The organism is Novosphingobium sp. (genome assembly GCF_019748365.1).
Lineage (GTDB): Bacteria > Pseudomonadota > Alphaproteobacteria > Sphingomonadales > Sphingomonadaceae > Novosphingobium.
Map to the genome: position 1 here is coordinate 1 of NZ_JAIEPN010000159.1, position 10,962 is coordinate 10,962.

Below are 10,962 nucleotides of genomic sequence, written 5' to 3' on the forward strand. Positions count from 1 at the left end.
CGCGCGAATTCGCGGTTGTAGCAGCCGATCCCGCAGACGGTGAAGCCCAGCTCCTCGTGCGCGATCCGCGCGGCGGCCACGGCATGGGTCGCATCGCCGAACACGAACACGCGCTTGCCGGTAAGGTAGGTCGAATCGACCGAGCGGCTCCACCACGGCATGCGCGAGGAGGGATCATTCAGGGCAAGGTCCGCATCGACCCCGGCAAGTGCGGCCACTTCGCTGATGAAGGCGCGCGTCGCGCCCACGCCGATCGGCACGGTGCGGATCGCGGGCTGGGCAAAGGTCTTGTCGAGCCAGCGCGCAGCTTCATCGCCGATCTCGGGATAGAGCACGATGTTGAAATCGGCCGCGCCGATCGTGCGGATGTCCTCGGGCGAAGCGCCCAGCGGAGCCACCAGATGCACGTCGATGCCGAGCAGATCGAGAATGCGGCGCACTTCGCGCACATCATCACGGTGACGGAAACCGAGCGCGGCGGGGCCGAGCAGGTTGACGCGCGGGCGGCGCCCTTCGCGCGGGGCGGGGCGCACCGAGGTGTCCGCCAGATGGCGCACGATCTGGTAGAAGGTCTCCGCCGCGCCCCAGTTTTCCTTGCGCTGGTAGCTCGGCAGCTCAAGCGGAATCACCGGGCAGGGCAGGCCCATGTTGTCGGCAAGGCCCGCGGGATCGTCCTGGATCAGCTCTGCCGTGCACGATGCACCCACCAGCAGAGCCTGCGGCTGGAACCGCGCCACTGCATCGCGCGCCGCGTTCTGGAACAGGCTCGCGGTATCCTTGCCCAGATCGCGTGCCTGGAATGTCGTGTAGGTCACGGGCGGGCGCGCACTGCGGCGCTCGATCATCGTGAACAGGAGGTCGGCGTAAGTGTCGCCCTGCGGCGCGTGGAGGAGATAATGCACGCCGCGCATCGCCGTCGCCACCCGCATGGCCCCGACATGCGGCGGTCCTTCATAGGTCCAGACGGCGAGCTGCATGGGCCTAGATCCTCATCACGTCGCGGCGGCGGAGCGGCCGGGCGAACAGTTCGGCGAGGTCACCCGCCTGGTCGAAGCCGTGAACCGGCGAGAACACCAGTTCGATCGACCACTTGGTGGCAAGGCCCTCAGCCTCGAGCGGATTGGCAAGGCCAAGCCCGCAGACGGTAAGGTCCGGCCGGTCGGCGCGGACGCGGTCCAGCTGCCGCTCGACATCCTGCCCCTCGCTGATCCGCGTGCCTTCGGGCAGACGGGCAAGGTCGGCGGCAAGGTGCGCGCGGTGGAGATAGGGCGTGCCGACCTCGACCGGAATCATGCCCAGCTCGGTAGCGAGGAACCGCGCCAGCGGGATTTCCAGCTGCGAGTCCGGGAGGAAGGTGATGCGCTTGCCCTTCAGGGCAGGGGCATAGCGTTCGAGCGCCCGCTTGGCCCGTTCGCGGCCCGGCGCGATCACGCGGTTGACGTGCATCTCGTCGATTCGGAACGCGGCGGCGGCGGCCGTGAGCCAGGCCGCGGTGCCCTCGGCGCCGAACGGGAAGGGCGCGTCGATGCGCACCGCACCCCGGTCTTCCAGCGCCCGGGCGGTCTCGCCCAGGAACGGCTGGGCGAGGAGGTAGCGCGTATTGGGGCCGACCGGCGGGAGGCCGCCCGCACGCCGCGCCGGCAGCACACCGACATGGGCAATGCCAAGCTCGGCAAAGAGGCGCAGGAACTGGTCTTCCACGATGTCCGGCAAGGTGCCGACCATGACCAGCGAGAGCGGCGCACCCGGCGCTTCGGCGGGCATTTCCGGCACCAGCGTCGTCAGGCAGGCGTCCTCGCCTTCGGTGAAGGTCGTCTCGATCCCGCTGCCCGAATAGGCGAGGATGCGCACGCCTTCGCGGCCTTCGCTGCGCACGTGCTTGGCGCCAAGGCGCTGTGCAGCGTTGCCCAGATCGAGCTTGATCACTTCGGAAGGGCAGGACCCCACGAGGAACAGCGTGCGGATCTCGGGGCGGCGCGCCAGCAGGCGGTCCACCACGCGGTCGAGCTCGGCGTGGCAATCGGCCATGCCGGCCAGATCGCGTTCCTCGATGATTGCGGTGGCAAAGCGCGGCTCGGCAAAGATCATCACGCCCGCCGCCGATTGCAGCAGGTGGGCGCACGTGCGCGATCCCACGACAAGGAAAAAGGCGTCCTGCATCTTGCGGTGCAGCCAGACGATCCCGGTCAGCCCGCAGAAAACCTCGCGCTGGCCGCGTTCGCGCAGGATTTCGAGCCCGCCGTCACGCGATGTTTCAGCAGCTGCCAGTGCTTGTGCGGGGCTCATGCGGCGGCTCCCTTCGGCATCTGGGCCTGGAGCCGGGCCGCCCGGAGTTTCAGCACGAACTGTGCGGCATTGATGACGTAGGCAAAGTAGGCGGCGAGCACGATGGCAAGGCGCGCTTCGAGCGTGCCGAACTTGCCCAGCAGCATGACCATGTAGGCCGTGTGCAGCGCGATCACGAGCATCGAGACGACGTCTTCCCAGAAGAACGCCGGGGCAAACAGCCACTTGCCGAAGACGACCTTTTCCCAGATCGAACCGGTGACCATGATCGTATAGAGCGTGAGGGTCTTGGCGATCACCGAAAGGTCGGCGGCAAAGGCGCCCTCGCCCGTCAGCAGGCACCGCACGACGAGGACGAGGCTGACGAGGAACACGAGGAACTGGAAGGGCGCGAGCACGCCCTGGACCAGCGTCCACACCGTATTGTCACGCCTTTGCTGTTCTTCCGGGGTATAAAGCGGGCGGGCCAGCCGGGCCGGCCCGCGAGCGTTCTGGCGGTAGTCCGATCCGGACCTGAATCCGCGCAGCGCTGTCGTACGAGCTTCCGACATTTCGTGCGTCCCATCCTCTTCGCAATGAGCAGCTTACGACTCGTTCGAACAGACTGTCAATAAAATTGGACGACAAGAAAAATTGACATGATGGGGTTTGCCAAGGTCGGGCAATGGGCGTAGGTCTTGAGGAAGGGACAGAGTCGGAGTGTCTTGAACCACTATCCCCACGCGGCCACGTTGGCGCGGCAGACGGGAGAGTCTGACATGGACTTGGCGGTTGGAAAGAGCGGGCCGCAGAGTGGCCAGGGACCGCGCAAGGCGGACCCGGGCGCTGCGCACGAGGAACATACCGGCGTACCCGTCAACGGTCGCCGCAAAGGCAGCAGTGGCGGCAACAGCGGCAATGGCCGGGGCGGAAGCTCGCGGCGCCAGCAGCGTTCCGGCTCCAGTTCTGCCATCAGCACCCTGATCGAGGGTGAGATCATCCCCCAGCTTCTCGTCGCGCATCGCATGCGCCCGGGCCGTTCGGTTGCCAGCGGCGGTGGCGTGATCACGGCCGATGATGTCGCGCGCTTCTCGGCGCTTCCCCTGACCCTTCAGGCCGACGAGCTGCTTGTCCATGTCGAGGACTATCTCGCGCGCGGGGTCGGTATCGATGCGATCTTCGTCGATCTGCTGGCCCCGGCCGCGCGCCGCCTCGGCGTGCTCTGGGAAGAGGACCTTTGCGATTTCCTCGATGTCACCATCGGTCTCTGGCGCCTGCAGGAAGTGATGCGCGAGATTGCGTGGGGCAGCCCGATCATCACCGGTCCGCTCACCGCGCCGCGCCGCGCGCCGTTTTCGCCCATCCCGGGTGACCAGCACAGTTTCGGCGCGACGATGGTGCACGAAGTCTTCGTGCGCGCCGCGTGGGACAGCGAGGTGCTGGTCGCGCCCGACATGCGCCAGCTGGTCGCGAAAGTTGCCAACAAATCCTACGATCTCGTCGGCTTGACCGTATCCTGCGATGTTACTACCGATTCCCTCGCAAGAACAATCAAGGCGATCCGCAGCGTGTCCATGTGCCAAGACGTCAGTATTCTGGTGGGTGGACATGCAGTGAATGCCAATCCGGCCATGGCTCTCGAAGCCGGCGCGGATGGCTCGGCGGTTGATGCACCCGGAGCGCTCGCTCTCGCCAACCGTCTGGTCGGCGCGGCTACGCACCGGACCGTGAACGCCGGCTAGGGCCGGTCGCCACCGTGGTAGAACCCGAACGCGCCCTCGCGGACAAGACACCGTTTTCCCGGACGGAATCCGCTTTCAACGGCATCGGACCGTCCGATGCCATGCGCCTTGTGATCGCCTCAGGCGATGTCACCCTCGCGCTTGATACCGATGGCATCATTCTCGACGTTGCCGCCAGTCGGCAGGACTTTCCCGGGTGCGACGGCTGGATCGGGCAGCACTTCGATGCCACCGTCACCGTCGAAAGCCGCAGCAAGATCAAGGATATGCTGCAGGCGGAGCATGGCGATGCGGGCAATCGCTGGCGCCAGATCAACCACACCAGCACTGCCGGCGACATCCCGGTCCGCTATCTCCTCATCCGTCTTGAGGGCAGCAAGCATCTCATCGCGGTCGGGCGCGACATGCGCAACGCGGTCGTGCTGCAGCAGCGCCTCCTTCAGGCCCAGCAGTCGCTCGAGCGGGACTACATGCGCCTGCGCCAGATCGAGACACGCTATCGCCTGCTGTTCGATCTGTCGTCCGAACCGGTCCTGCTGGTCGAGGCGGACAGCCAGCGCATCCAGGAAGCGAACCCCGCCGCGCACACCGTGCTCGAGGCGCGGCCGGGCAGCCTTGTCGGCGCCAAGCTGTCCGGGCTCGTCGCCCGCGGTTCGCGCGATGCGCTGATCGCCTATCTCGGCGCGGTGCTGACGACATCCGAAGTCTCCCCGCTGACGGTCGAGCTCGAACGGGCCCGCGCCCAGCTCACCATTTCCGCCACCGGTTTCCGCCAGCTTGGCGGGCGCTATCTGCTGGTGCGGCTGAGCACTGCCGGCAGCCGCACCACCGAGGGTGCCGCCACCTTGCTCGATATCGTCGAACGGATGCCCGATGCCTTCGTCGTCGCCAATTCCGACATGCGGATCATCGCGGCCAACATCGCCTTCCTCGAACTCGCGCGCGCCGCCTCGCTCGATCAGATCCGCGGCCGCCCGCTTGGCGAGTTCGTCGGCCGTCCCGGGATCGATCTCGATCTCATCGAAGGCCAGCTCACCAAGTACGGCCTCGCGCGCAATGTCAGCACCGTCGTCCGCGCGCGCGATTCCGAGCTGGAGGAGCCGGTGGAGCTGTCTGCCGTGCGCACCTCGGGCGACAATCCGTGCTACGGCTTTGCCATCCGCGAGATCGGCCGCCGCCTGCGCGATCTGCCGCCCACGCCACTCGATCTGCCGCGCTCGGTCGAGCAGCTCACCGAACTCGTCGGCCGCGCTTCCTTGAAGGAAATCGTGCGCGAGAGCACCGATCTGATCGAGCGCCTCTGCATCGAAGCCGCGCTGGCCTACACCTCGGACAACCGCGCATCTGCCGCCGAAATTCTCGGCCTCAGCCGCCAGAGCCTCTATTCCAAGCTGCACCGCTACGGGCTCGGCAATCTGGTGGGTGAGAGCGAATAGCGTCTCGCGCGCAAGTGTAAGAATCAATTGACACTTAGGGGTGTCAACCATACCCTCCCAGGTATGACGCAGCCAGCCTCTTCGGCCCCTTCGATGGCGCTCACCGTTCGCCGTCCCGCGCCGCGCGACGTGCTGGAGCTCTTGAAGCCGATCACCTGGTTTCCGCCGATCTGGGCCTTCATGTGCGGGATTGTTTCCTCGGGCCAACCCGCCTCGGGCCACTGGGTCGCGATCATTGCAGGTGGCCTCCTCGCTGGTCCGCTTGTCTGCGGCAACAGCCAGGCCATCAACGACTGGTTCGATCGCCACGTCGATGCCATCAACGAGCCGAACCGCCCGATCCCCTCGGGCCGCATTCCCGGCCGCTGGGGCTTGTGGATCGCATGCGCAGGTTCGCTGCTTTCCTTTGCAGTCGGCGCCGCGCTCGGCATCTGGGTCATGGTCGCGACTGTCGTCGGCCTCGCGGCTGCCTGGGCCTACAGTGCGCCGCCGTTCCGCCTGAAGGCGAGCGGCTGGTGGGGCCCGGCGCTTGTCGGCCTCACCTACGAAGGCCTCAGCTGGTTCACCGGCGCGGCAGTGATGACGAGCACCCTGCCGTCCACGCCCGTCCTCGTCGTCCTCGTGCTCTACAGTCTCGGCGCGCACGGCATCATGACACTCAATGATTTCAAGGCGGTAGAGGGCGACAAGCAGACGGGGGTGCGCTCGCTTCCGGTCGTGCTCGGCGTGCGCAATGCGGCGCTGCTGGCCTGCGGGGTCATGGCGCTCGCGCAAGTGATCGTGGCGATCTACCTTGTCCAGCAGGGGCTCACACTGTCCGCGCTGATCGTCGCTGCGGTCCTCGCCGTGCAGTTCGCACTGATGCCCAAACTGATCGCCGATCCGGCCGGCCGCGCGCCGTGGTATGGCGGAACCGGCGTCACGCTCTATGTCCTTGGCATGCTGGCAGCCGCTGGCGGCCTTGGCGGCCACTGGTGATGGCCCGCCCGAAGGCAACCCCCGGCTTCGGCTGGCTCTCCATCGCCCGGCTCGGCCTGGTCCAGGCTTCCATCGGCGCGATCGTCATGCTGGCGACTTCGCTGCTCAATCGCGTCATGGTCGTCGAGTACGGCATGGCCGCCGCCGTCCCAGCGGGGCTCGTCGCGCTGCACTATGCCGTCCAGCTCGCGCGCCCCGTCTGGGGCCACGGCTCGGATCGCGGCCATGCCCGCACGCCGTGGATCATCGGCGGCGTCGCCGTGCTCGGCCTTGGCGCCATGCTCGCGGTCTGCGCACTGCCACTGGGCGAGGCGCAGCCGCTCGCGGCCAACGTGGTCCTGCTTCTCGGCTTCATCCTGATCGGTGGCGGCGTCGGCGCGGCGGGCACATCGCTCCTCGCGCTCCTCGCCGCCGGGGTCGCGCCGCAGCGCCGCGCGGCGGCCGCCGCGCTCACCTGGATCATGATGGTCATGGGCATCGTCATTTCCGCAGGGACCGCCGGCGCGCTGCTCGCACCCTTCTCGTGGGGGCGGCTGGTCGAGGTCTCCGGCAGCATCGCGCTCGCCGCGCTCGTTCTCACCGTGCTCGCCACGTTCCGGCTCGAGCGCGGTGTGCAGGCCGCGACGCCCGAACCGACGCGCGAGACCAGCCTCGGCGATGCCCTGCGTGCGGTCTTCGCCGAAACCGCCGCGCGGCGCTTCACGGTCTTCGTCTTCCTCTCGATGCTCGCCTATTCGATGCAGGACCTCATCCTCGAACCCTTCGCCGGGATCGTCTTCCGCATGAGCCCCGCGCAATCGACCTCGCTCTCCGCCGTCCAGCATAGCGGGGTGCTCCTCGGCATGATCGTCGCAGGCGTTGGCGGAAGCGCCTTGGCGGGCCGCGCTGCCGGGGAACTGCGCGGCTGGATCGCCGCCGGCTGCGTCGGCTCGGCCCTCGCACTGGCGGGCCTTGCGGTCGGCGCAGGGGTCGGGCCGGGCTGGCCGCTGGCTGCCAATATCGCCGTGCTCGGCTTTGCCAACGGCGTCTTCGCAGTCTCCGCAATCGGCGCGATGATGAGCCTCGCCGGCAGCGGATCCGGCGCCGATACCGGTGTGCGCATGGGCGTCTGGGGCGCGGCGCAGGGTATCGCCTTCGGGCTGGGCGGGCTCGCTGGCGCCATCGGCGTCGATCTGGCGCGCCATGCAGAGAGCGACGGGCGCGCGTTCCAATCAATCTTTGCGATCGAGGCCATGCTCTTCATGGCCGCGGCGGTGATGGCAGCGCGCATTGCAAGGCACGGCGCGGCAATGACTTTTCGGGAGGTGGAAGCATGAGCGGGATCGAATTCGACGTCGTCGTTGTGGGCGGTGGGCCCTCCGGTGCCACGGCTGCTGCAGACCTCGCGCGCATGGGCCATTCGGTCATGCTGCTCGACCGGGCAGGGCGCATCAAGCCCTGCGGCGGCGCGGTTCCCCCGCGCCTGATGGAGGAATTCGCCATCCCTGACAGCCTGCTCGTGGCCCGCGCCCGCTCGGCGCGCATGGTCGCACCATCGGACCGCGCGGTCGATATGCCGGTGGGCGAGATCGGCTATGTCGGCATGGTCGATCGCGATGTGTTCGATGAATGGCTGCGCGCCCGCGCGTCGATGGTCGGCGCGCAGCGCCGCACCGGCACGTTCGAGCGGATCGATCGCGACGGGGCCGAAGGCGCCGTGGTCGTCTACCGCGAAAGCCGCGGCGGGCCGGAGCACCGCGTGCGCGCAAAGCTGGTGATCGGCGCGGATGGCGCGCGTTCCGGCGTCGCGCGCGACAGCATTCCCAACAGCGAAAACGTCAAATGCGTCTTCGCCTATCACGAGATCATCAAGTCCCCGCCCGCGAATGCCCACGGCTTCGATCCCGCCCGCTGCGACGTGATCTATCAGGGCAAGGTTTCACCCGATTTCTATGGCTGGGTCTTCCCGCATGGCGAAACCTCGAGCATCGGTGTGGGCAGCGCCAACAAGGGCTTCTCGCTGCGCGGTTCGGTCGCCACGATGCGGCAGGAAATGGGCCTTGCCGATTGCGAGACCGTGCGCAGCGAAGGCGCGCCGATCCCCTTGAAGCCGCTGAAGCGCTGGGACAACGGGCGCGATGTGCTCGTCTCGGGCGATGCCGCCGGCGTTGTCGCCCCTGCCTCGGGCGAGGGGATCTACTACGCGATGACGTGCGGCCGCCACGCCGCGAACGCCGCGCACCAGTTCCTCCTCACCGGCAAGCCCAGCGCGCTCAAGGCCGCGCGGCGTACTTTCCTCAAGGAACATGGCCGGGTGTTCTGGATCCTCGGCATCATGCAATACTTCTGGTATTCCAGCGACAAGCGCCGCGAACGCTTCGTCGCGATGTGCGCGGATCCCGATGTGCAGCGGCTGACCTGGCAGGCCTATATGAACAAGAAACTGGTCCGCGCCGATCCCATGGCGCACCTCAGGATCTTCCTGAAGGACACCGCGCATCTCCTTGGTCTCAGGGCTGCTCACCCTTGAGCAACCGGATGGGTGACCGTCCCTGGGGGCTGCCGATTGCCATTGCTGCCATCGCAGCGATCGTTGTCGCCGGCGTCGGCGGCACGATGACGGACACGACCGGCTGGTACCAGAGCTTGCGCCTGCCCAGCTGGAATCCGCCGCCGCCCGCGTTCGGCATGATCTGGACGGTCGTCTTCGCGCTGATCGCCGCCGCGGGCGTCAACGCGTGGCGCGCTGCGCCCGACAGCCGCTCTGCCGATACGCTGATCGGCCTGTTCGCGCTCAACGGCGCGCTCAATGTGATGTGGACCGTGCTGTTCTTCCAGCTGCGGCGGCCGGACTGGGCCTTTGTCGAACTGGCGATGCTGTGGTTCTCGATCATCGTGCTGATCGTGGCCTGCGCACGCTTTTCTCGCAGCGCCGCGCTGCTGCTCCTGCCCTATCTCGCCTGGGTCACCACCGCCGGCGCGCTCAACTGGCAGGTGATCCAGCTCAACGGGCCGTTCTCCTGAGGGCGCCCCATGCCTGATCTGACCGCCCTCTTCGCCAGCGGCCACGCCGCCGATCTCGTGCTTGCCGTGCTGGCGATCGAAGCGCTGATCCTGCTCAGGGCAGGGCGGCCTGCCATCGACGTCGCGCTGCTCCTGCTCCCCGGCGCCTGCATGATGCTGTCCTTGCGCGCCGCGCTGGTGGGCGCAAGTTGGCCATTGATCGCGCTGCCGCTGGCGGCCTCGTTCCCGGTCCATCTGGCGGATATGCTGCGGCGGGGGAAGGGGCGTTAGAGACTACCAGCATCGGATGGATTGCAGGTTCTTCGTCTTTCCTGTGCAGACCGAAATCCAGAGCGAGGGTAACTGTTACCGCGAGGTTGCAATGCTCAATTCAGCGTCAATGGGTTCCTCAGCAGGAACCTTGCCGTATGGCGAGCGCAGCAGCTATGGACAGCAAGTCAGAAGAGCCGAGGTCACCGGTCAAGGGGCTTCGTGCCGGCAAGCAATGGCCACTCTGTCATCCAGGCCTTTGAGCTGACCCTTCTTTCATAGATGATCAATTTTTCAGCGATGAACCTCGGCGTCGGCCGAAGCACCAGGTTGAAGAGATCATCCAAGCCGAGCGGGCTGGCAATCTCGAGTTGATCCCTCCCAATGCGCCTTGCCGCAACGACTGTCGCCGTCTCGGGCCAATACCGCATGGCGTCGGTTGCAGATTGATAGGGTGAATCGCCGTTACGAGTATGCATCCGCGCTTGATTCTTCACCGACCAGTCAATTGAAGGAGCAGCGACTCTGAGAGTTTCTTCGATGCGGTGATCATGCCATTCCTCAATGCGGTCTGGATCGAACCAGATCACATCGACATCTCCAAGAGGTGGCCGTGGCTGGCGATTGTGGAGGGCATCCCAGACCGCATTCCTGACAAACCCGGCCGCGATCCAGCAATCTGGCAGACCGAGATCTGCCACCAATCCCAAAAGATGCCAGCGGATGGGGTCGCTGCGCAGGATCGAACTTACCTGCAGGTCGTGAGCTTCGCGCATATTGCAGGCTAACCCATCTTCAAATGTCTGCAACTGCTTGGTTTTCGAACCGCAAGGTTCTTTCCTAGCAAAGCTGCACCTTTACCGCAGGATGCTGTACAAAAGAAAACCCCCGCGATCCCTAGGGATCGGCGGGGGCCAGGTATTCCGCGCCGGTTGCGTGCGCGGGGGTGTTGGTTTGCCTGACCGGGGTCAGGGCATCTTGGTCGGTGCCGCGGCCGGAGCCGGAGCTGCCGCTGCGGTGACCATCGGTGCGGACGGGCGCAGGGCCGGGTAGTCCTTGACCATCGAGACACCGTTCAGAGGCTTGTTAATGCCGCGGTGGCAGGTCGTGCAGTTGACCTTGAGCGGATCACCCTGCGGGCCAAGGCGGTGCTTCGGGAACACGCTGGCGAGCGGGGTGATGTACTCACCGTTGATGTTGCGCACCATGCGATAGCCGTACCAGGCGCCGACGCGCTTGGGCGTGCTCATGTTCCAGGCCTGGAACGAGCCGGCGTTGTGGCAGAACGT

Annotated in this window: 12 protein-coding genes; 7 read left to right on the forward strand and 5 right to left on the reverse strand. The window is 66.6% G+C overall.

Annotation, left to right across the window (positions count from 1 at the left end; genetic code table 11):
* The 3 genes from K5Q19_RS17405 to bchF all read right to left on the reverse strand — a co-directional run.
* Positions 1–977 (reverse strand): ferredoxin:protochlorophyllide reductase (ATP-dependent) subunit B (locus K5Q19_RS17405; protein WP_292947931.1); only part of this gene is annotated, 977 nt, incomplete at its 3' end.
* 4 nt (positions 978–981) lie between these two features.
* The gene (locus K5Q19_RS17410; RefSeq protein WP_292947932.1) at positions 982–2,286 is read right to left on the reverse strand and encodes a ferredoxin:protochlorophyllide reductase (ATP-dependent) subunit N; all 1,305 of its coding nucleotides are present in this window, start codon (positions 2,284–2,286) and stop codon (positions 982–984) included.
* Positions 2,283–2,837: a 2-vinyl bacteriochlorophyllide hydratase gene (gene bchF, locus K5Q19_RS17415; protein ID WP_292947933.1), complete on the reverse strand. Its 555-nt coding sequence runs from the start codon at positions 2,835–2,837 to the stop codon at positions 2,283–2,285. The genes K5Q19_RS17410 and bchF overlap by 4 nt, the downstream gene beginning before the upstream one ends.
* 207 nt (positions 2,838–3,044) lie before the next feature.
* Here bchF and K5Q19_RS17420 point away from each other — a divergent pair, with 207 nt between their 5' ends.
* The 7 genes from K5Q19_RS17420 to K5Q19_RS17450 all read left to right on the forward strand — a co-directional run bounded on the left by K5Q19_RS17420 (position 3,045) and on the right by K5Q19_RS17450 (position 9,694).
* On the forward strand, positions 3,045–4,007 hold the full coding sequence (locus tag K5Q19_RS17420; RefSeq protein WP_292947934.1) for a cobalamin B12-binding domain-containing protein: 963 nt from the start codon (positions 3,045–3,047) through the stop codon (positions 4,005–4,007).
* Between the two features lie 14 nt (positions 4,008–4,021).
* Complete coding sequence (gene ppsR, locus K5Q19_RS17425; protein WP_292947936.1) at positions 4,022–5,443, forward strand: transcriptional regulator PpsR; 1,422 nt, start codon at positions 4,022–4,024, stop codon at positions 5,441–5,443.
* A gap of 93 nt (positions 5,444–5,536) precedes the next feature.
* A complete protein-coding gene (chlG, locus tag K5Q19_RS17430) occupies positions 5,537–6,421 on the forward strand; it encodes a chlorophyll synthase ChlG (protein ID WP_292947938.1) in 885 nt (294 codons plus the stop codon).
* Positions 6,421–7,737: a BCD family MFS transporter gene (locus K5Q19_RS17435; protein ID WP_292947940.1), complete on the forward strand. Its 1,317-nt coding sequence runs from the start codon at positions 6,421–6,423 to the stop codon at positions 7,735–7,737. Before chlG ends, K5Q19_RS17435 begins: the two co-directional genes overlap by 1 nt.
* Positions 7,734–8,930, forward strand: a complete 1,197-nt coding sequence (locus tag K5Q19_RS17440) for a geranylgeranyl diphosphate reductase (RefSeq protein WP_292947942.1) — start codon at positions 7,734–7,736, stop codon at positions 8,928–8,930. The genes K5Q19_RS17435 and K5Q19_RS17440 overlap by 4 nt, the downstream gene beginning before the upstream one ends.
* Before the next feature lie 8 nt (positions 8,931–8,938).
* Positions 8,939–9,424, forward strand: coding sequence for a TspO/MBR family protein (locus tag K5Q19_RS17445; RefSeq protein ID WP_292947944.1), 486 nt, complete (start codon positions 8,939–8,941; stop codon positions 9,422–9,424).
* 9 nt (positions 9,425–9,433) lie between these two features.
* Positions 9,434–9,694, forward strand: coding sequence for a hypothetical protein (locus K5Q19_RS17450; RefSeq protein ID WP_292947946.1), 261 nt, complete (start codon positions 9,434–9,436; stop codon positions 9,692–9,694).
* 182 nt (positions 9,695–9,876) lie between these two features.
* Here K5Q19_RS17450 and K5Q19_RS17455 read toward each other — a convergent pair whose 3' ends face one another.
* Entirely contained in the window at positions 9,877–10,449 is a 573-nt protein-coding gene (locus K5Q19_RS17455) for a nucleotidyltransferase family protein (RefSeq protein ID WP_292947948.1), read from the reverse strand.
* A 192-nt stretch (positions 10,450–10,641) separates the two neighbouring features.
* The coding region (locus K5Q19_RS17460; protein WP_292947950.1) for a photosynthetic reaction center cytochrome c subunit family protein at positions 10,642–10,962 on the reverse strand (321 nt) is incomplete at its 5' end.